Origin of the sequence: Verrucosispora sp. WMMC514, from assembly GCF_027497295.1 — a bacterium.
Lineage (GTDB): Bacteria > Actinomycetota > Actinomycetes > Mycobacteriales > Micromonosporaceae > Micromonospora > Micromonospora palythoicola.
On record NZ_CP114906.1, the window covers coordinates 188,614 to 207,322 of the forward strand.

19 protein-coding genes are annotated in these 18,709 nt (G+C 70.8%); 5 read left to right on the forward strand and 14 right to left on the reverse strand.

The features are described 5' to 3' along the window. Positions 1-2: 2 nt before the first annotated feature. The 5 genes from O7597_RS00765 to rox form a co-directional block, all read right to left on the reverse strand. On the reverse strand, positions 3-596 hold the full coding sequence (locus O7597_RS00765; protein WP_164448187.1) for an NTP transferase domain-containing protein: 594 nt from the start codon (positions 594-596) through the stop codon (positions 3-5). A 217-nt stretch (positions 597-813) separates the two neighbouring features. After that, positions 814-1,920, reverse strand: coding sequence for a hypothetical protein (locus tag O7597_RS00770; RefSeq protein ID WP_281581756.1), 1,107 nt, complete (start codon positions 1,918-1,920; stop codon positions 814-816). 203 nt (positions 1,921-2,123) lie between these two features. Continuing rightward, the gene (locus O7597_RS00775; protein ID WP_281583354.1) at positions 2,124-3,830 is read right to left on the reverse strand and encodes a bifunctional 3'-5' exonuclease/DNA polymerase; all 1,707 of its coding nucleotides are present in this window, start codon (positions 3,828-3,830) and stop codon (positions 2,124-2,126) included. 16 nt (positions 3,831-3,846) lie between these two features. Then, on the reverse strand, positions 3,847-4,221 hold the full coding sequence (locus O7597_RS00780) for a nitroreductase family deazaflavin-dependent oxidoreductase (protein WP_269742432.1): 375 nt from the start codon (positions 4,219-4,221) through the stop codon (positions 3,847-3,849). A gap of 26 nt (positions 4,222-4,247) precedes the next feature. Further along, a complete protein-coding gene (rox, locus tag O7597_RS00785; RefSeq protein WP_281581757.1) occupies positions 4,248-5,678 on the reverse strand; it encodes a rifampin monooxygenase in 1,431 nt (476 codons plus the stop codon). A gap of 158 nt (positions 5,679-5,836) precedes the next feature. Between rox and O7597_RS00790 the strand changes: the two genes are divergently transcribed. Continuing rightward, on the forward strand, positions 5,837-6,478 hold the full coding sequence (locus O7597_RS00790) for a GyrI-like domain-containing protein (protein ID WP_269742434.1): 642 nt from the start codon (positions 5,837-5,839) through the stop codon (positions 6,476-6,478). A 31-nt stretch (positions 6,479-6,509) separates the two neighbouring features. Continuing rightward, complete coding sequence (locus O7597_RS00795; protein WP_281581758.1) at positions 6,510-7,478, forward strand: GNAT family N-acetyltransferase; 969 nt, start codon at positions 6,510-6,512, stop codon at positions 7,476-7,478. A 91-nt stretch (positions 7,479-7,569) separates the two neighbouring features. On the opposite strand, the gene O7597_RS00800 is transcribed toward O7597_RS00795, so the two are convergent. The 3 genes from O7597_RS00800 to O7597_RS00810 form a co-directional block, all read right to left on the reverse strand. Continuing rightward, positions 7,570-7,947, reverse strand: a complete 378-nt coding sequence (locus O7597_RS00800; RefSeq protein ID WP_281581759.1) for a nuclear transport factor 2 family protein — start codon at positions 7,945-7,947, stop codon at positions 7,570-7,572. Positions 7,948-8,119: 172 nt separating this feature from the next. Beyond that, positions 8,120-8,902 carry an alpha/beta hydrolase gene (locus tag O7597_RS00805; protein WP_281581760.1) on the reverse strand — a complete coding sequence of 261 codons (783 nt, stop codon included), beginning with the start codon at positions 8,900-8,902 and terminating at the stop codon, positions 8,120-8,122. A gap of 108 nt (positions 8,903-9,010) precedes the next feature. Then, complete coding sequence (locus O7597_RS00810; RefSeq protein WP_281581761.1) at positions 9,011-9,604, reverse strand: hypothetical protein; 594 nt, start codon at positions 9,602-9,604, stop codon at positions 9,011-9,013. A 128-nt stretch (positions 9,605-9,732) separates the two neighbouring features. Here O7597_RS00810 and O7597_RS00815 point away from each other — a divergent pair, with 128 nt between their 5' ends. Both O7597_RS00815 and O7597_RS00820 read left to right on the forward strand, forming a co-directional pair. Continuing rightward, positions 9,733-10,281, forward strand: a complete 549-nt coding sequence (locus O7597_RS00815) for a TetR/AcrR family transcriptional regulator (protein ID WP_281581762.1) — start codon at positions 9,733-9,735, stop codon at positions 10,279-10,281. Next, complete coding sequence (locus tag O7597_RS00820) at positions 10,278-11,033, forward strand: class I SAM-dependent methyltransferase (RefSeq protein ID WP_269742439.1); 756 nt, start codon at positions 10,278-10,280, stop codon at positions 11,031-11,033. The genes O7597_RS00815 and O7597_RS00820 overlap by 4 nt, the downstream gene beginning before the upstream one ends. A gap of 183 nt (positions 11,034-11,216) precedes the next feature. On the opposite strand, the gene O7597_RS00825 is transcribed toward O7597_RS00820, so the two are convergent. From O7597_RS00825 to O7597_RS00845, 5 genes are read right to left on the reverse strand one after another with little or no spacing between them, the layout of a single operon-like run. Then, positions 11,217-12,179 (reverse strand): carbohydrate ABC transporter permease, encoded by a 963-nt coding sequence (locus tag O7597_RS00825; protein WP_269742788.1) that lies wholly within the window; start codon positions 12,177-12,179, stop codon positions 11,217-11,219. A 13-nt stretch (positions 12,180-12,192) separates the two neighbouring features. Continuing rightward, positions 12,193-13,134, reverse strand: coding sequence for a sugar ABC transporter permease (locus tag O7597_RS00830; RefSeq protein WP_281581763.1), 942 nt, complete (start codon positions 13,132-13,134; stop codon positions 12,193-12,195). 23 nt (positions 13,135-13,157) lie between these two features. Continuing rightward, positions 13,158-14,561: an N-acetylglucosamine/diacetylchitobiose ABC transporter substrate-binding protein gene (gene ngcE, locus O7597_RS00835; protein WP_210828372.1), complete on the reverse strand. Its 1,404-nt coding sequence runs from the start codon at positions 14,559-14,561 to the stop codon at positions 13,158-13,160. A gap of 26 nt (positions 14,562-14,587) precedes the next feature. Further along, positions 14,588-15,337, reverse strand: coding sequence for an SIS domain-containing protein (locus tag O7597_RS00840; RefSeq protein WP_269742440.1), 750 nt, complete (start codon positions 15,335-15,337; stop codon positions 14,588-14,590). Then, a complete protein-coding gene (locus O7597_RS00845) occupies positions 15,334-16,332 on the reverse strand; it encodes a MurR/RpiR family transcriptional regulator (RefSeq protein ID WP_281581764.1) in 999 nt (332 codons plus the stop codon). Before O7597_RS00845 ends, O7597_RS00840 begins: the two co-directional genes overlap by 4 nt. A gap of 251 nt (positions 16,333-16,583) precedes the next feature. On the opposite strand from O7597_RS00845, the gene O7597_RS00850 reads away from it, so the two are divergent. Further along, on the forward strand, positions 16,584-17,948 hold the full coding sequence (locus O7597_RS00850) for an acyltransferase (RefSeq protein WP_281581765.1): 1,365 nt from the start codon (positions 16,584-16,586) through the stop codon (positions 17,946-17,948). On the opposite strand, the gene O7597_RS00855 is transcribed toward O7597_RS00850, so the two are convergent. Beyond that, the gene (locus O7597_RS00855; RefSeq protein WP_281581766.1) at positions 17,920-18,705 is read right to left on the reverse strand and encodes a hypothetical protein; all 786 of its coding nucleotides are present in this window, start codon (positions 18,703-18,705) and stop codon (positions 17,920-17,922) included. The two genes, O7597_RS00850 and O7597_RS00855, sit on opposite strands and share 29 nt — an antisense overlap. Positions 18,706-18,709 lie beyond the last annotated feature (4 nt).

The following is an 18,709-nucleotide window of genomic DNA, read 5'->3' on the forward strand; positions in this document are numbered from 1 at the left end:
GGTCAGACGCCGACGCGTTGTTCGGGGACGGTCAGGCCGTACAGGGCCATCAGTTCGGGGGTGTCCACGCGGCTGCCGTCGGCGACCGCGTCGCAGGCGATGTCGACGATCTGGTCCTTGTGCGCCAACAGGTACGGGCGGGCACCGACATCGGCGCTGGCCAGGGTGGCGATGCCGGGCCAGTGCCGGCGGCCGAACAGCATCGGGTAGCCGCGTAGGCCGTTGTAGGTGGCACAGACCAGCACGTCGGGGAAGGGCAGCGCGGCCACCCGACGGACCGCCGCGGCGGTGAGCCCCGGCATGTCCACCGGCACCACCACCGCCGCCTCGACCCGGTCGTCGTCGATGCCGGCCAGACCGGCCCGGATGGACGAACCGACGCCGGTGCCCCAGGCGCGGTTGACCACCACCGTGGCGCGACTCAGGTCGGCGGTCTCGCGGACCTGGTCGGCCGCGGCACCGAGGACGACCACGATCTGCCCGCAGCCCGCCTCCGTCAGCGTGTCGATCATCTGGTCGACCAGCGGCTTGCCGCCCTGGTGCAGCAGGGCCTCCGGCCCGCCGATCCGACGGCCACCCCCCGCAGCGATGATCATTCCTGCGATCCGGTTCAGAGCTGCGCTCCCTCCAGCGTGGAAGCGGTCGCAGCCGCGCACGGCCCCGACCCTCCCGTCCTACGCACACCGTTTGCAACGACAGCGGTCGGAGGAGAGTGGCGGGGCATTTGGTGTAAATTGGGTATCTATCCGGACTGCATGGACAGTTCTCGGGTACGACCGGCGGCGGCCCGGCCACCAGTGCGTTCAGGCCGGGCTATGGCTCGCGACGGGTGGCCAGCCGCAGCCGGCGCTTGACACCGCCGGCCGCGCGGGTCCGCAGCCGGGAGAGGACGTTCACCTTGTCGGATGGTGCGTCCAGCTGCTGGCTGAGGATGTCGGCGTTGTCCAGCATGCCGACGATCGTCTCGACGGCGACCTGTAGGAGCTGGTTCTCGTCCAGTTCGTCGGGGCTGATGCTCTCCCGCATCACGGTCGGCCGCAGCTCGTCGAGGTCACCGACGATTCGACACGGATAGTCCTGAAGCTCCTTGATCTGCTGCTCGGCCAGCTCCCGCACCCAGTCGGCCCGGTCCAGTCCGACACCGAACGGCGTCCCCTCGCGCTGCTTGAGCACCGCGTCGACCAGGTGCCGATGGACCACCTTCTGGTACGGCGTCCGCAGCGGATACCTGTCGCCCAACGCCAGGTTGACCCGGCGGAGCAGTTCGATCTCGGCCGCGCCGAGCGACGGGTTCGAGATGGGTTCGGCCAGTTCACACAGCCCGTCCGGGATACCCAGGATGCCCGCGAACCGCTGCCACAGCAGGTCCCTCGGTGCGCCGGGCGGCGGAACCGTCACCAGGTACCGGTGCTGTGGGGGGACCAGGTCGCCCCAGCGGCGCAGCATGCCCGGTGCGGTGTGGTTGTGCCAGAAGGTGTCGGCCCTGCCCTCCTCGACGGCGCGCAGGAAGGCCCCGAACCGCCAGCCGCTGCGCGCCCGGATGCTCTGCTGCCAGAAGGACGGGAACGTCCGCCACAGGTCACGGCCGGCCGCGATGACGTGGACCTCGGCGGCCTCCAGGCTCTGCACCGCGCGGGCGGCCTGGGCATCGGTCGCCGCGCCCAGCCCCTCGTTGCTGATGATCGCGTCACCGGACCAGTCGCGTACCTTCTCGGCCAGCCGGTCCCACGTCCAGTAGGCGTCGCTGTCCCGCCAGGGCGCCACGCGCAGATCGGCCATCGCGTGGTCGTGCGCCGCCGCACTGGCCGGCAGCAGAATGCCGGCGTCGGCCAAGGCGGCACTGTTGTTCCAGAGCACGTTCTGCACATAGGTGCTTCCCGTTTTCGGCGCACCGATGTGCAGATAGACGCGCCTGGCCATGCCGCCTCCCTGGAATCGACATCACGTCGACCGACGTGGTCACGTTTGCGGAGCCAGGGTGACATACCGCGGGCGTACGCCAAAACAGCGGGCGACGCCTTTTCAGGCGGGCGAATTCCCGGTTGTTCGACGATGCACGGACCACGAAAACAAGGTGAACATCTGGTTGCCGGCGTACGCGGTCGGCGGTTCGTCGAGGGCAATCACGCCGCCTCGGCGTAACACTCCACGATGGACAGATCCACCGGAAAGCGGACCGGCGTGTCCCCGAACAGCAGCGTGGTGGCGCGCCGACCGGCCCGGTCGACCGCCTCGGCGACCTGCTCGGCCTGCTCCGCCGGGCAGTGCACGATCACCTCGTCGTGTTGGAAGAAGACCAGCTCGGCCGGGCTGCCGGCCAACTCGCCGCGAAGCACCGCGAGCAGGGTGGAGGCCCACTCGGCCGCGGTCGCCTGGATGACGAAGTTGCGGGTGAACCGGCCCCGGGACCGGGCCGCCCGGGCTCGCGGCGACTGGACGTCACCGGCATCGTCCGGGTCCGCCGGGGCGTCGTCGGCGCCGAATCCCCCCGTGCCCGGCGGACAGGTCCGCCCCAGCCAGGAGCGCACCAACCCGCCCGCCTCCCCGGTCCGCGCCGCCGCCTCGACGTAGTCGAACGCGGTCGGATAGCTGTGTCGCAGCACCGCCAGGGCCGGCACCGCCGCCCCGCCGGTCTGCCCGTACATGGCGCCGAGCAGCGCCAGCTTGGCCCGGGCCCGGTCACCGTCGAACGCGTCCCGGGCCAGCGCGGCGTAGAGGTCACCGGTCGCCCCGGCGGCGGCGAGCCGGACGTCACCGGAGACGGCCGCCAGCACCCGTGGCTCCAACTGCCCGGCGTCGGCCACCACGAGCCGCCAGCCCGGGTCGGCCACCACCGCCCGGCGGATCACCTTCGGGATCTGCAACGCGCCGCCACCCCGGGTGGCCCACCGCCCGGACACCACCCCACCCGGAACGTACTCCGGCCGGAACCGCCCGTCGCGGACCCAGGCGTCCCGCCACGCCCGGCCGTGTGCCGTCCAGATCCGGTACAGCTCCTTGTACTCCAGGACCAGCGGCACCGCCGGATGGTCGACCCCGCGCAGCACCCAGGCTCGGGTGTTCGGCAGCTCCACGCCGACCCGCGCGAACGCCTTCAGCAGCTCGGCCGGACTGTCCGCGTGCACCTGCCGGACCCCGAACGCGTCGGCGATCCGCGCGGCCAGCTCCGCCAGCCGGCGCGGCGGCCCACCCACCGGAGAGGGCTCGCCCAGCAACTCGGCGAGCACCGCGTCGTGCACATCGGCCCGCCAGGGCAGCCCGGCCGTGCCCATCTCCGCCGCGATCAGCGCACCGGCCGACTCGGCCGCCACCAGCAGCCGGAACCGCCCCGGGTCGCCGGTCGCCGCGACCCGGGCGAGCTGGTCGGCGTACACCCGGGTCAACGCGGTGATGCCGGGGCCTGGCGGACCCGGGACGGCGTCGAAGAGCGCGGCCTGACCCGCGCCGGGCGGGGTGGCGGCGCGCGGCGGCGGATCGGCCGGCACCGGCGCACCGGTCAGCCGCGCCCAGGCCGCCGCCAGCGCGCGGGGCTCACCCCACCGGCCGGCGTACCCGAGCAGCAGCGCCTCGGTCAGCTCCACGTCGTGACACCGCCGCACCGCGACCCCGGCGCGGAGCAACGTCGGGTAGAGCGTGGCCCCGGACGCCCAGACCCAGCGCGGCCGATCGGTGCGCTCGCGGGCGGCCACCGCGGCGGCCAGGTCGACGACCGGTTCGGGCGCGCCCAGCGGCGCACCGGTCGGGTCGAGGGGGTGCAACACTCCCCCACCCCGCTCGTCAGAGACCACCGCCACCAGCACGAACGTGATTCTGCCCGGACCGTGCGACAGACCGGAGCCCTGCTCGTCAGTCTCGACGCAGGTTCATCCGTAGCAGTTCGGATTCGTCGGAGATCCCCGGTGGCGCCTTGGTGCCCGCCGGGAGCAGCGACCACACCTCCTGCTTGCGCACCAACCGGGGACCATCCAACTGCAGCCGCTCGCCGCCGACGGACAGCCGCGCCGTGCCCGCCGCCAGGACGTTTCGCACCCAGTCGGTACGCGGCCCGTACAGGGGCACGAAGAGGTATCCGTCGGGCAGCGGATGGGCGTCGAGCGGAGTCTGGTACGTCCTGCCGGACGACCTGCCGACGTGGGTCAGGACCGGTCGAACCCCCCGACGGATCTCCCGCGGGTTGACGACCCGCTTGTTGAACCGGGCGAGCCAGCGCGGTAACGGCATGCGAACCTCCTCGTTCCTCGTGCGCGTCAGCGAACACCACCGAACCACCTGGCCAACGCCACCTCAAGGGTCTGCTGGTCCTCGCCGACCCACCCGACGTGTCCGTCGGGCCGGAGCAGCACCGCTGGCACGTCCAGTTCCTCGCTGGTGTCGACGACATGGTCCACCCGGTCACGCCAGCCGCCCACCGAGAGCCGCCCGGTCTGGTCGAGCAGCAGCCCGGCGCCGGAGCGCAGCAGCCCGAACAGTCGCCCGCGGGTGAGCTGGAGGTCACGCAGCCGCCGCCCGAGCAGGGGATGCCCCTCACCGACGTCGTACCGGACGCCGATCGCCGTGATCTTCTCGATCAGGTACCGGTTGACGTCGTCGAAGTCCATCAGCTGCGTCAGCAGCCGTCGGACGGCGCGCGGCCCCGGTTCGTTGGTGGTCAACTCCATCTGCGCACGCGTGTTGTCGAGCACGTCCGCCGCCACCGGATGCCGCTCGGACTCGTAGGTGTCCAACAGGTCGTCCGGCGCCCAGCCGTCGATCGCCGCCGCCAACTTCCAGCCCAGGTTGAACGCGTCCTGGATCCCGAGGTTCAGCCCCTGCCCGCCCAGCGGCGGGTGCACGTGCGCCGCGTCGCCGGCCAGGAACACCCGGTCGACCCGGTAGCGCTCGGCCTGGCGGGTCGCGTCGCCGAAGCGCGACAGCCAGCGGGGCGAACGCACCCCGAAGTCGGTGCCCGCGTACGCCCGCAACTGTTGCGTGAACTCGGCGAGCGTCGGCGGCGTCGACCGGTCCTCGGCCACGCCCTGTGCCGGCACGACCACCCGGAACACCCCTGGTGTGCCGGACGGACCGACGCCGAACCGTTTCTCGGTCCTGCGTACCCGCGCCACCACCTCGCTGATCTCCTCCGGGGAGGCGGTCACCGCCATCTCGCCCAGCAGCGTGTCCACCCGCGACGGCTCGCCGGGAAAGCCGACCCCGAGCAGCTTGCGCACGGTGCTGCGCCCGCCGTCACAGCCGACCACGAACCGCGCCCGCACCGGCGACGCGCCGTCGCCGAGCTGGACGGTCACCCCGTCGTCGTCCTGCTCCAGCCCGACCGCCGGGCAGCCCCGCCGGATCTCCGCGCCCACCTCGGCCGCGTGCGTGGCCAGCAGCCGGTCGGTGAGCGGCTGCGGAATGCCGAGCACGTATCCGTGGGCGGTGTCCAGCCGGTCCGGGGCGGGCTTGTCGATGCCCGCGAAGAATCCCCGGATCGGAAACTGCTTGCCGTTCTCCAGGAACCGCTCCAACAGTCCGCGCTGATCCATCACCTCGATACTGCGCACGTGCAGCCCGAGCGACCGTACGAACGGTGGCGGCTCGACCTCCTTCTCCAGCACGAGCACGCTGGCGTGCCGCAGCCGCAATTCGCTCGCCAGCATCATGCCGGTCGGCCCGCCACCGACGATTACCGCATCGAACATGAATCCCCCCGGAAATGCCAATTCTTCAGCTCGGCGGACGATTGTGCGTCACGACCGGGGTCTTGCCGCAATACCGGGGGTGCGGTATATGTTGACAGTGACAAGGAGTTCTCCTCCTTGCCGTTGTGCTTTCCAGGTCCAGCAGGTCCAGGCACGCGATGACCGACAAGATCGACTTCAAGAAGACCATCGACGCCTACCGGGCACCACGGGGACGGTTCCGGATCGTGGACGTGCCCGACCTGCGGTACCTCATGGTCGACGGCCACGGCGATCCGAACACCTCACCCGCGTTCACCACCGCCGTCGAAGCGCTCTACCCGGTGGCGTACAAGCTGAAGTTCGCCAGCAAGCGCGACCTCGGCCGCGACTACGTCGTCCCGCCGTTGGAGGGCCTGTGGTGGGCCGACGACATGGCCGCCTTCACCACGTCGCGGGACAAGTCACAGTGGAACTGGACCCTGCTGCTCATGGTCCCGGACTGGATCGACCGGGCCATGTTCGACGCCGCCGTCGGGCAGGCGGGGGCGAAGAACAGGCCGGTACGCCTCGACGACATCCGCCTGGAACCGCTGGCCGAGGGACGATGCGTCCAGACACTGCACGTGGGCTCCTTCGACGACGAAGCCGCCGTGCTCGCGGAACTGCACGACGAGTTCATCCCGGCCCAAGGGCTGCGCATGACCGGCAAACACCACGAGATCTATCTCAGTGACTTCCGCAGGGTCGCGCCCGACAGCAGGCGTACCCTCCTGCGGCAGCCGGTCACCGCCGAGGCCGCGCCGTCGAAACCAGGATGACCGCGACACCGGCGGCACGTAGGGTCCGGCCATGTCCCGCACCGAGCTGCGGCCGTTCACGGCCGCCGACCTGGCCGCCTGCGCCACCTTGCTCGCCGAACGGCACCGCCGGCACCGCGTCGCCCAGCCGCTGCTGTCCGCCCGGTTCGAGGACGTCGCCGCGACGCTGGCCGAGCTGACCACCGCGTACGAGACGCCGGACGCGTCGGGAGCGGTCGCTCACCGCGGCGGCGTCCCGGTGGGTTTCGTCCTCGGCGCGCCGAAGCCGTCGCCGTTGTGGGGGCCGAACATCTGGGTGGAGGCCGCCGGGCTGGCTGCCACCGACCCCGAGGTGCTGCGCGACCTGTACGCGCTCGCCGCCACCCGCTGGGTCGACGAGGGCCGCACGGCGCACTACGTCGTCGTTCCGGCGCACGACCCGGAGCTGGTACAGGCCTGGTTCCGGCTGGGGTTCGGCCAGCAGCACGCGCACGCCATCCGGCCCGCCGCCCCACCGGCAGCGGTCAGACCGGCCGGGCTGTCGGTGCGTCGGGCGACCCGGGCCGACATCCCGGCACTCGCCCAACTTGATCTCGAGTTGCCGCTGCACCAGGGACAGTCGCCGACGTTCTCCGCCGGCCCGATGGGCACGCTTGCGGAAGCCGCCGCCGAATGGGCGGCGGACATCGACAACCCCGCGTACGCCACCTTCGTGGCCGAAGCGGACGGCCAGGTCATCGGCTCCGCCATCGGTTGCGCGCTCGAGAAGTCGAGCTCGCACCTGAGCCTGGCCCGACCCGAACACGCCGGGTTCCTCGGGTTCGCGGCGGTCCTGCCGCACGCCCGTGGCGTCGGCGCCGGACGAGCCCTCGGCGCCGCGGTCGTCGACTGGGCGGTGTCGGCCGGCTTCGACAGCGTGGTCACCGACTGGCGAGTCACCAACCTGCTCTCCTCGCGAGCCTGGCCGAAGCTGGGCTTCACCGAGACGTTCCTCCGGCTGCACCGGCTGATCCGCTACTGACCGCCAGATCCGTCGCCGTCGTAGACGTGGGCCGGCTCGTCACGCCAGCCGGCAGTGCGCTACCACCGTCGACGCGGTCCGGCCGCTGCGATCAGGTGGCCGGCCGCTGCCCCGGCCAGAACGGCCACTCCTCGAACGACCGGCAACGTCCGTCGTCGGCGAACCGCATGATCCAGAGGTCGCGGTATTCCTGGTCGACCGGGTCGCCGTAGCGGACCTCCTGGCGCGACACCGCGGTGTCGCCGTCGACCGCGACGATGTCCGTGGTCATCTCGAACACCTCGTCGGGGCCCTTGCGCTGCTGCTCCCACATCTCGGCGATGGCCGGCAGACCGACCACAGGCGTCCAGTACGGTCCCTGCCGATAGCTCGCATCCTCGGTGAAGAGCGTGACCAGCGCCTGCGTGCCCGGCGTCCGCCAAAGCCGCTCGTAGGCGGCGATCCAGTCGGCGACCTGCTTCCTGTCCATGGACAACACCCTGCCATCCGACGGCGACCGGCGGCGGGATCGTGGACACCTCCGACGCTATTCGCCGGTCCGAGTGCGCCGCTCGCGCAGCCACACGAGCAGAACCATGCCGATGTTGACGACGGCGAGGATCAGCAGGGACGCGTCGCCGGTGTCGGTGGACTTCCGCCGGTCACGTCGTCGCGATCCGGTCGAGGAGGAACAGCGCCGTGGCATCGATGACATCGTCGAAGTGCCCGCCGTCGCCGGGGTAGTGGAACCCGTGTCCGGCGTGGTCGTACTCAACGAGTACGCACTCGTTGCCGGAGCGCACCATCACGTCCCGGAACTGCCGCACAGAGTCGATCGGCTCGACCTCGTCGCGGGTGCCGTGGTGAATCTGCATCGGCGGGTGGCCCGGCCGCGCGAACTCGATGAGCGAGTACTCGCTGAGTCTGCCCGCCGCGATACCGACCTGCTGTTCGAGGCGGCGCTGCGCCGCCGGCTCGAAGGAGCGCAGATTCAGTCCCGCGGGGTTGAAGGCCACCACGGCCGCGATTCCGGGCCCCGGTGCCGTGGTGGACTCCGGCGGGGTCATCGCCGCGACAAGCGCCAGATGAGCACCGGCTGAGCTGCCGCCCGAGGCCAGGTGCGGTGCCTCGAGCCCGCGCATCGCGGCCAGCCGGGCGAACTGCTCGACCGCGCACCGAACATCGACGATGCAGTCGTCGATGCTGGCAGCGCCACGACCGAGCAGCCGATACCCGGCTGATCCGGCGAAGATCCCGCGCGACGCCATCTTCCGGCAGTGCGGGGCGAGCCCGTCGGGCGAGCCCTCACGCAGGGCACCGCCATGGAACAGCACGACTCCGGCCAGCGGCCGGGTGCCGTCGGCCGGCTCGAAAACCAGCATGCGCAGCTCACTGCCGTCGGCGGCGGGAAAGAGCATCGAGGACTCTCGACAGGCCGCCGTCATGACCGGCATTCGACCACTCACCCCACGCGTCGGCAACCGAACGGTTGAACTCTGACACTGTCATCCCGCGAGTCCGGGTAGCACGGCCCACCGGACCCGGCGAGGTCATCAGCCGAGTGGATCAGTGTTGCTGGAATGCGGTCCGGTAGCCGAGCGGGGTGGTGGCGTGGGCCCGGTGGTTTCGGGAGTCGACAAGTGGGCCCGTGCTTCCGGCTCGACCTGCTGCGACTCGATCGCCCGGATGTGCCGGTACGCGAACCACAACGGCGGGAACGCCCCGACGGCGAAGGACAGGTCCACCACAGTCCAGAACCACGGGATGTCCCGCAGCGGCCCGCAGATCAGCGCCAGCGGCACGATCCCGGCACAGGCGATCATGCCGAGCTGGACAACCCAGACGTTGCGCACCGGGTCGCGCAGCGGCCCCCAGAACGCCACCGCCAACACCAGGTGGGCGTAGGCGAGCCAGTCGGTCCCGTACCGCATGAACGGATACCGCTCCCCGGTCTCGACAAGTCCGACATGGACCCGCTCGATCCAGCCGACCAGGGCCGGGAACTGCCCGGCGAGCGGATCGGCCGCCCGCAACAGCCAGCGCACCTCGATCTCCAGGGGAAACGCGGTGACCCCGCTCAGGAACAGGCCCACCACCACGATCCACAGCCAGCCCCGGATCCGCCGCAACCGCTCATCGACGCCCATTCCCGCAGCGTAGTGACGAGCCTCGGGCGCACGCGGCCGGCCAGGTGCGCCGTGAGCTGACCCACGGATCCGAGAGCGGACGGGCTCCGGTCTTGTTTGTAAGTGGTTACTAGTGTCAGGCTGCGGTCGTGGCGGAACAACGGAGCACGGCCCGACGACGGCGTACGGACGCGATCGACATCGGCATGCGGGTCTTCGCCGACCACGGGCTGACCACAGCGTCGATACAGCAGGTGGCCGACCGGATGGGTGTGTCCCAGCCGTACGTCTTCCGGCTCTTCGGTAGTAAGCGCAACCTGTTCCTGGCCTGTCTGGACGAGTTGGAGGCCCGGATCGGGCAGGCGCTCCAGCAGGAGGCCGGCGCGCACCCGGCCGACCCGTTGCCGGCGATGCGCGCCGGCTTCCGGACGCTCATCGCGGACGGCGTCGTGACCGGCCTGTGGTTGCAGGCCTGCGCTGCGGCCCGCTCCGACGACGTGGTCGCGGCGCGCTGCCGGGCCCTGGTCGGCCGGATTCTGGAGCACGCCGGGCGGCTGTCCAGCGCCGGGCCGCGGGAGCTGCGGGGCACCCTCGCGCTCGGCGCGTTGGTGGTGATGCTCCAGGCGTTGGGCATGGACCTGAGCGAGGGCAGCCAGGCCGCGCTCGACTCGCTACGCGGGGCGGAGGCGACGTCATGACCGGAGGGAGTGCGGTGGTGGACGTCTTCGGCGCGACAGCCGAGCTGTACCAGAGCGTCCGGCCGGGCTATCCGCCCGAGATCGCCGACCAGCTCGTCGCCTACCACGGCGGCACACCGGCGTCGGTTGTCGAGATCGGTGCTGGCACCGGCAAAGGGACCGACGTGCTCGCCCGCGTCGGCGCACCCCTGACCTGCCTCGAACCCGACCCACGAATGGCCGCGCTGCTGGCCGCCCGGTATCCGCGCGTTCGCATCCACGGCGACACCTTCGAACAGTGGGCACCGCCCGCCGGCGGGGTCGACGTGCTGGCCTGCGCCATGGCCTGGCACTGGCTGGACCCGGCCACCCGCAACACGCGCGCTCGGCAGGCCCTCGCGCCCGGCGGCACCTTGGCCATCTTCGGGCATCGCTACGACTACGCCGACCCCGATCAACGAGCGGCGATCCGGGCCGCGCTGCACGCGATCGACCCGACCGCACGGGAACGGCCGGCGGACTGGTTCCATCAGGACGTCGTCGACCACGGGCAGTTTCTCGACGTCCGAAAGGAGGTCTTCGGTCACGAACTGCCGCTGGCCAAGGAACGCTACCTCGACCTGGTACGGACCTTCGGACCGTTCCTGACCCGGTCGCCGGAGCAGCAGCGACGCGGGCTGGACGCGCTCGGCCGACTGGTCGACGAGTTCGGTGGCGCCGTGACGCTCAACCTGCGTACCACCCTGGTGCTGGGCCGGGCCGATGCTCGCTGACCGGTGGGAGTGACGGAGACCGAGGTTCGGCGTGCCTATCCGTGCGACGACTTCGTCGACGCACCAACCCTGCGGGTGTGGCCGGGAGTACGCGAACGTGGTCCCGAGTGAGCTGAGACCGCTCTTCGGGACCGGGCCCGAGGTGAGGCTCGAGCCCGGTCCCGGAGCCGCTGTCGTTCCGGGCTACTTGCTGACGCCGGCGGTGAGGCCGGACTGCACCTGGCGCTGGAAGACGATGTAGACGATGAGCACCGGCAGCATCGCCATGGTGACCCCGGCGAACAGGCCGGACCAGTCGGAGCGGTAGCCCTGGTTGACCGACAGCTCGATCAGGCCCTGGGAGATGACCTGGTTCTTCGGCTCCCCGGCCACCGACTGCATGAGCAGGGTCGGCAGGTACCACTGGTTCCACTGGCCGAGGACGTTGAAGATGCCGATGCTGATCAGGCCCGGCTTGGCCATCGGCAGCATCACGCTGAAGAACAACCGGCTGTGCGAGGCACCGTCGACCATGCCCGCCTCGGCGATCGCGGTCGGCAGGGTACGGAAGAACGAGTGCATGAAGAAGACGGTGAACGCCAGCGACCAGGCCACGTAGACCAGGATCAGCATGAAGTGGCTGTTCGGCCCGAGGAACGGCAGCACCACGCCGGTGTTGTAGACGCCCTTGAACAGCGGCACCGCGGCCAGGTAGATCGGCAGCGTCAGCCCGGACAGGAACATGTAGTAGATCAGCCGGTTGCCCCGGAACTCGTAGCGGGCGAGCACGTAGGCGGCCATCGAGCCGAGCAGCATGGTGAGGAAGACGCTGCCGGTGAGCACCAGGACGGTGTTGAGGAAGAACGACCCGATGTGCCCCTCGGTCCAGGCCCGGGCGAAGTTGTCCCACTGCAACCGCTCGGGGATCAACGACAGCGGCTTGCGGATGACCTCCGAGTCGGTCTTGAGTGCCGACATCACCACCCACAGCAGCGGGTAGACCACCATGATCGCCCAGACGGCGAGGAACAGGTGCGAGAAGCCGTTGAAGAACCTGGCCCCGGCCCGGCCGCCGCCGACGGCGGCGCGCGGTGCCGGCGTACGGCCCGGTGGTGGAGTCTGGTCGGGGCCGGCCAGGCCACCCGGGGTGTGGGTCACCGTGCTCATCGTCCAGGTCTCCTCAGTACTCGATCCGCTCACGACGGGTGATCCTCAGCTGGAGAGCGGCCAGCAGGATCGTGAAGATCGCCAGTGCCACGCCCATCGCGCAGGCGTAGCCGAACTGGCCCTTCTGGAAGGCGGTGAAGTTCAGCACCGACGCGAAAATCTCACTGGCGTGGTTCGGGCCGCCCTGGCTGGGCGTCATGACGAACACCAGGGCGTACATGTCCAGGGCGATGAAGCCCAGGTAGACCCAGGCCACCGAGACGGTGTCCCGCAGCAGCGGCAGGGTGATCCGGAAGAAGGTGTGGAACCGGCCGGCACCGTCGAGGATGGCCGCCTCGTAGACGTCCTTCGGGATGGACTGCATGGCCGCGGAGAAGAGCACCATGTAGAAGCCGGCGCCGCTCCAGACCGCGATCAGCAGCAGCCACCACAGCACCGCCGGTACGCCGAGGAAGGGCTCCGGGTCGTACATGAAGGTGATCGGGTCGTCCTCGCTGACCAGCCCGATCTTCATCAGCATGCCGTTGATGAGGCCCTGGCCGTCGGCGCGGTAGATCTGCTGCCACATCACCGCGATGACGACCAGGGACAGCACCTGCGGGAAGAAGAAGATCACCTTGTAGAGCCCGGAGCCGAAGACTCCCCGGATGCCGGCCTTGTCCTCGCGTCCGCCCACGTTGAGCAGGAACGCGAGGAACAGGGCCAGCGCGATGGTCAACAGCGGCACGGTGATCAGGAAGAACACGTTGTGCCAGAACGCCTTCCTGATCAGCTCGTCGGAGAAGAGCCGGAGGTAGTTGTCCAGCCCGACGAACTGCTGCCTGTCGGAGTAACCTCCCCAGTCGGTCAGCGAGTACCCGGCGGCCTGCAGGAAGGGCCACACCACGTAGAAGAGGTACAGCCCGACCGGCAGGGCCAGGAAACCCGTGACGAAACGCGCAACACCGTGCCGCATGGGACTCACTCTTTCCGTTCGGATCAGGCGTCGCGGGTCTGCTTGGTGATCGACGAGTCCTTGGCGACCTTGTCGGCGGCGGCCTGCATCTTGTCGACGAACTGCGCGGCGGTCAGCCGGCCGGCCATCAACTCGGCGGACAGGTTCTGGCTCTCCTTGTCCAGGTCGGCGTAGAAGTTCCAGAGCTTGATCGAAATCAGGTCCGAGCTGGCGTTCTTCATCAGCTCGTTGGCGCTGGCCAGGGCGGCGTCCTGGACGTTGTCGCCGGAGCCCTTGGTGGAGGCCAGCGACTTGGTCAGCTCAGCGAACTTCGCCGAACCGGCCTTGGAGAGCACCGCGCGCAGGAACTCCTTGGCGGCGGCCTTGTTCGGCGCCTTGGCCGGGACGACGATGCCCTCGCCGGCACCGGCGTAGACGTCGTTGGGCGCCTTGTCGGTGGCGCCCAGGCCCCAGTAGTCGGAGATCTTCATCTCGAAGCCCGGCGGGATGGTCGCCGCCATCTCGTTCTTCAGCCAGGTACCGACCTGGATGAACGCGGCCTTGCCGTCGAGCCACGCCTGCTGCGACTGGGTGTGGTCGAGCTTGCCGGGCAGCAGCAGCTTGTCCTTGACCAGCTTCTCCCATGCCTCGAGCGCCGGCAGGACGCCCTCGGCCCGCCAGGCGTTCTCCTTGAGGTTGTCGATGTCGATGACGGCCTGCTTGCCGGCGGACTTCCAGACCGTCGCCATCAGCGCCCAGCGCGGGTAGTAGCCGTGCACGGCGTCGTACACGTACGGGGCCATGCCCTTGGCCTTGATCTTCGGGGCGAGGGCGAAGAAGTCGTCGAAGGTCTTCGGCGGCGTCCAGCCCTCCTTGTCGAACAGCACCGAGTTGTACCAGTTGCCCCAGACCGTGTAGGCCACGTTCACCACGAAGAACTTGCCCTGGTAGGTGCCGTCGCCGACGGTGCCCGGCAGCAGCGTGTCCGCCACGGTGCCCTCGCTGTCCCAGGCGGGCGCGGCGAGCAGGTCGTCCAGCGGCTCGATGGCACCCTCGTTGACCAGGGTGCTGATGTCCATCATGTCGGCGCCGGAGTTCATGACGACGTCGCTGGGCTGCGTCGCCATCTTCGGCTGCTCTTCGGTCTTGATCTTCTGGGTGGAGCTCATGTTGACCGTGACGTTCGGGTACTTGGCGTTGAAGATCGCCTGGTCCTCCTTGGCCCAGGCGTCACCCAACCCACCGTTGAAGATGACCACCTTGACGGCGCTGCCGTCCTGCACGCCGAAGGGGTTGTCGTTGCTCTTCTCCCCGGCGCTGTCGTCGTTCTGGCTCGGCGTGCTGCCGGCGCAGGCGCTGAGCAGACCGGCGGCCGGGGTCACCAGGAGGCCCGCGGCCGCCGCGCGGCGCAGCAGGGTCCGGCGGTCGAGATCGGGGGTAACGGACATCGTGTGACTCTCCTTGTGATGTCGGGTCAGGCGGTGCGCCGGAGACGCCCGGCGTACCGCGACTCGAGGGCGAGGTTGTGCTCGTCCCCACCGGGGACGTTGGCGGAGAGGTAGATAGGGGGTACCTCTCCGGCCTGGTGGAACCGTCGTACGACCTCCGCGGTCAGCAGCTGCGCCAGCAGCGCCGAGGTGACCGAGGAGACCGCACAGACCGCGCCGCCGCCCTCGAGCGGCAGCAGTGCGTCGCCGTACGGCGCGCCGTTGTCCAGCACGACGTCGGCGAGATCGACGAGCCGGCGGCCGGAGGGGTGCCGCGGGGACACCCGTCCGGTGTGCTCGACCGAGGTGACCGCGATCAGCGGGTGACCGCGCCCGGTGGCCAGCAGGGCCAGTTCGACCACCGAACCGTTGATGCCGGACTGGGACGCCACCACGAACACGTCCTGCGGCTGGGGTGCGGCGATCGCGTAGAGCTGATGCGCGACGGCGGGGTCGCGTTCCAGTTTGGGGTCGGCGAGCACCTGGCGCGCGGCGTCGCCGTGCAATACCAGGTCGTGCAGGGAGATCCGGTTGGTGGGGACCAGCCCACCGGCCCGGGCGACCAGTTCGGCGGCGAAGACCTCCGAGTGCCCGGCGCCGAACGCCTGCAGCACCCCACCGGCGCGCAGGCTGGTGGCGATCAGGTCGGCGGCCCGGCCCACCGTCTCGGACCCCCGCTCGATCAGCCGGTCGAGAACCGGCCGGACCGCGTCGGCGTACCCCTGGGCGCTGATCATGCGGTGGCCTCCCGCGCGGCCTTGTGCCCGTCGACGGCCTGGGCGGTACGCCGGAAGGCCGCGTGGGCGCGGTCGTGAGTACGTTGGGCGACGGCGATGTAGAGCAGGTCGAGCACGACCAGCTGAGGGTGCCGGGCCGACAGCGCGTCCGGCCGGAACGTGGTGGCCTGGCTGGCGGTGAGCAGCACGATGTCGGCCAGTTCGGCCAGCGGCGACCGGCGGAACCCGGTGAGCGCGATGGTGGTCGCGCCCCGGCTGCCACCCTCGGCGAGCATCTCGATGGCCTCGCGGGTCTGTCCGCTGTGCGAGATGCCCAGCGCGACGTCACCGGGGCGCAGCAACGCGGCGGCGGCCAGCCCGGAGTGCACGTCGTTCCAGGCCCACGCGGCCACGCCGATGCGGTGCAGGCTGAACTGCATCTCCTCGCCGACGAGTGCGCTGCCGCTGGCGCCGAAGATGTTCACCCGCTCGGCGCCGGCGATGGCGACGGCGGCCCGCTCCACCTCGTTCAGGTCGAGCAGCGCGGCGGTGTCGTGCATGGCCCGGGTGTCGGCGGCCATGATCTGCTCCAGCACCCGCTCCAGCGGGTCACCGGGCTGGATCTCGCGGCCGATGTCGACGGTCCAGCCGGCCGAGCGGGCCCGGCCGGTCTCGGCGGCGATGCCCAGCCGCAGGTCGGCGTAGCCGTCGAAGCCCATCGCCCGACAGAACCGGGTGACCGTGGCCGGCGACGTGCCGCTGCGTTCGGCCAGTTCGACGATGGTGGCCCGGGCCGCCGCCTCCGGGTCGCTGAGCACGTGCTCGGCGACCCGACGCAGCGCTCCGGTCAGTTCGGCGGCACCGGTGCGGACCCGAGCCAGTGTCCCGTCGGAGGTCACGAGGGCGGCGCGCCGGTCGATCCCGTCGGGGACGACGCCGAGGGCACCCCGTCGATCGATCTCGTCGGCGTCGGCCACCGCGGTGCCCGCGGAGGTGTCCGACTCGTGATCAACCATGGGATGCCTTTCGGAAAAGACTGTTAACTGTTAGTGGTAAAAGTTCTTACTGAAGGCCCCTCCGTGTCAAGACCATGGGCGAAGTTTTCAAACTGTTACCTGGCGCACAGCCCGCCACCCGGCCCGCCCGCTGCCCGACGTCGCCGCCGTGACCAGCATGAACGCGAGCCGGACCAGGAGCCGACGCGGGTGTGCCCGGGCCGGCGCCGCAACCACCCCGACCGCTGCCGGGACTGGCCTACGCTCGAAGGATGCGCCGCCTGGCCCGCCTCGCCGCCCGTACGCCGCCGGACCGGGAGCGCTACCTCGACCTGCTGCGGGCAGTTGCCATCCTCCTGGTGGTCCTCGGCCACTGGGCGATAGCCGCAGTCGAGTACGACGAGAGCGGCCGACCCGACGGGCACTCGGCCCTGACCACGATGCCCTGGGCGTATCCGCTGACCTGGGCGGTCCAGGTCATGCCCGTGTTCTTCCTGGTCGGCGGGTACGCCAACGCCGCCTCGCTGGCCGCCCACCGGCGCCGCGGCGGCGACGCGATCGGATGGCTGCTCGGCCGCAGCGCCCGCCTGCTGCGCCCGACCAGCGCCCTGGTCCTGGTGCTCGCCGGTGGTGCGCTGGTGGCCCGGCTCGGCGGCGCCCAGCCGGACGAGGTTCGCCCGGTCGTCTGGTTCGCCACCATCCCGCTGTGGTTTCTCGCCGCCTACCTGGCCGTAGTGCCGCTGACCCCGGTCATGTACGCGCTGCACCGCCGCCTCGGGCTGCTGGTGCCGCTGACGCTGGTGCTGCTGGTCGCCGCCGGTGACGCCGGCCGGGCCCTCGGACCGGCCAACCTCGCCCTGCCCAGCTACCTGCTCGGCTGGCTCGCCGTCCACCAGCTCGGCTTCGCCTGGTACGACGCCCGCCAGGGACACTGCCGCCCGAGCGGACTGCGTGCCCGGTGCCTGCCGATGTCCCGCCGGGCCGCGATCGTCATGCTGCTCGGCGGTCTCGCCGTGGCGGTCCTGCTCACCGGCCCTGGCCCGTACCCGATCAGCATGATCAACCTGCCCGGTCAGCGGTTGGCCAACGCCGCCCCACCCAGCGTGGCACTGCTCGCGGTCGCCACCGCCCAACTCGGGCTGATCCTGCTGCTACGGCAGCGGGCGGAACGGTGGCTGCACCGCGACCGCCCGTGGCAGGCGGTGATCGCGGTCAACTCGGTCGTGCTGACGGTCTTCCTCTGGCACCTGAGCGCGGCCGTACTGCTTGTCGGCGCGCTGCACGGCCTCGGCCTGCTGCCCACCCCGCCGGCCGGAACGGCGACCTGGCTGGCCTGGCGGCTGCCGTGGGTGTTGATGCTGACGGTGGTGCTGGCCGTCCTGGTCGCCATCTTCGGTCCGATCGAGGCGTCCACCGGTCGTCCCCGGCACCTGCGGGCGCCGGCCAGGTGGGCGGGTGCCCGTGCCGCGCTCACCGTCGCCGGATTCGTCGCCGTCGGGTACGCCCTGGCGGCCAACGGCGTGGCGGCCAAGACCGCGCCGGAGCCGCTCGGGTGGCCGGTGGCGGCGCTGGTGGCCTACCTGGCCGGCGCGGGCACGCTGCGTCTGCTCAGGTCCGGTTGGGGCAGCCGAGACTGACCGGGTGGCGTCTGCCGTGGCGCCAGGCGGGAAGGTGCAGCGCCACCGCGACCAGCGCGAACCCGGCCCAGCCGGCGACCAGCGCCACCACGATCGAGACGTCCTGGCCCAGGTGGACCCCGACCAGGAACCCGATCAGCGCCAGGCTGTTGCGGGCGAAATGCCGGCAGAAGGCCGGCAGGTCCCGCCGCACCTCGACCGCCACCAGCACCCCGGCATACGGGAAGGTCACCACCAGTCCCCGCAGCACCTGGCCGAGCAGCCCGGTCAGCACCGCACCAGCCAGGACCAGCAGCAGCCGGGCCACCACCGGCAACCGCGCCGGGCCAGCCGAATCGGCCGGATCGGCTGGATCGGTCGGATCGGTCGGATCGGTCGGCTGGTCAGGCTCCGGAAGGCGGTGCAGCACCAGCATGGTGAGCAGCCAGCAGGCGGCCGTGGCGGCCAGTGTCGGCCCGAACGGCAGCGTGATCGGACGCAGCGCCGCCGCGATCGCGAGGTAGCCGGCGACACCCGCCAGGTCGGCCAGCAGGATCGGCCACCGGAAACGGTGATGGGTCAGTGCCACGACGCCGAAGAACAGGTTGAGCCCGACCACCCCGACGAGTTGCGCGCCGTCGACGGGAAGACCCGTGGCCAGCAGCGCGGCGGTCATGGGCAGGGGCAACGCGGCCACGAGGGCCCGCCACCGGACCGGACGGATCAGGGTCACCGCCCAGACCACCACGGTCACCAGCAGTACGCCCTGGACGGTCATCCGT

What these genes read in the sequence shown, in the direction of transcription:
- O7597_RS00765 (WP_164448187.1), bottom strand. Translation starts at nt 596, where the DNA reads ATGATCATCGCTGCGGGGGGTGGCCGTCGGATCGGCGGGCCGGAGGCC.
- O7597_RS00770 (WP_281581756.1), bottom strand. Translation starts at nt 1,920, where the DNA reads ATGGCCAGGCGCGTCTATCTGCACATCGGTGCGCCGAAAACGGGAAGC.
- O7597_RS00780 (WP_269742432.1), bottom strand. Translation starts at nt 4,221, where the DNA reads ATGCCGTTACCGCGCTGGCTCGCCCGGTTCAACAAGCGGGTCGTCAAC.
- rox (WP_281581757.1), bottom strand. Translation starts at nt 5,678, where the DNA reads ATGTTCGATGCGGTAATCGTCGGTGGCGGGCCGACCGGCATGATGCTG.
- O7597_RS00790 (WP_269742434.1), top strand. Translation starts at nt 5,837, where the DNA reads ATGACCGACAAGATCGACTTCAAGAAGACCATCGACGCCTACCGGGCA.
- O7597_RS00795 (WP_281581758.1), top strand. Translation starts at nt 6,510, where the DNA reads ATGTCCCGCACCGAGCTGCGGCCGTTCACGGCCGCCGACCTGGCCGCC.
- O7597_RS00800 (WP_281581759.1), bottom strand. Translation starts at nt 7,947, where the DNA reads ATGGACAGGAAGCAGGTCGCCGACTGGATCGCCGCCTACGAGCGGCTT.
- O7597_RS00805 (WP_281581760.1), bottom strand. Translation starts at nt 8,902, where the DNA reads ATGACGGCGGCCTGTCGAGAGTCCTCGATGCTCTTTCCCGCCGCCGAC.
- O7597_RS00810 (WP_281581761.1), bottom strand. Translation starts at nt 9,604, where the DNA reads ATGGGCGTCGATGAGCGGTTGCGGCGGATCCGGGGCTGGCTGTGGATC.
- O7597_RS00820 (WP_269742439.1), top strand. Translation starts at nt 10,278, where the DNA reads ATGACCGGAGGGAGTGCGGTGGTGGACGTCTTCGGCGCGACAGCCGAG.
- O7597_RS00825 (WP_269742788.1), bottom strand. Translation starts at nt 12,179, where the DNA reads ATGAGCACGGTGACCCACACCCCGGGTGGCCTGGCCGGCCCCGACCAG.
- O7597_RS00830 (WP_281581763.1), bottom strand. Translation starts at nt 13,134, where the DNA reads ATGCGGCACGGTGTTGCGCGTTTCGTCACGGGTTTCCTGGCCCTGCCG.
- ngcE (WP_210828372.1), bottom strand. Translation starts at nt 14,561, where the DNA reads ATGTCCGTTACCCCCGATCTCGACCGCCGGACCCTGCTGCGCCGCGCG.
- O7597_RS00840 (WP_269742440.1), bottom strand. Translation starts at nt 15,337, where the DNA reads ATGATCAGCGCCCAGGGGTACGCCGACGCGGTCCGGCCGGTTCTCGAC.
- O7597_RS00845 (WP_281581764.1), bottom strand. Translation starts at nt 16,332, where the DNA reads ATGGTTGATCACGAGTCGGACACCTCCGCGGGCACCGCGGTGGCCGAC.
- O7597_RS00850 (WP_281581765.1), top strand. Translation starts at nt 16,584, where the DNA reads ATGCGCCGCCTGGCCCGCCTCGCCGCCCGTACGCCGCCGGACCGGGAG.
- O7597_RS00855 (WP_281581766.1), bottom strand. Translation starts at nt 18,705, where the DNA reads ATGACCGTCCAGGGCGTACTGCTGGTGACCGTGGTGGTCTGGGCGGTG.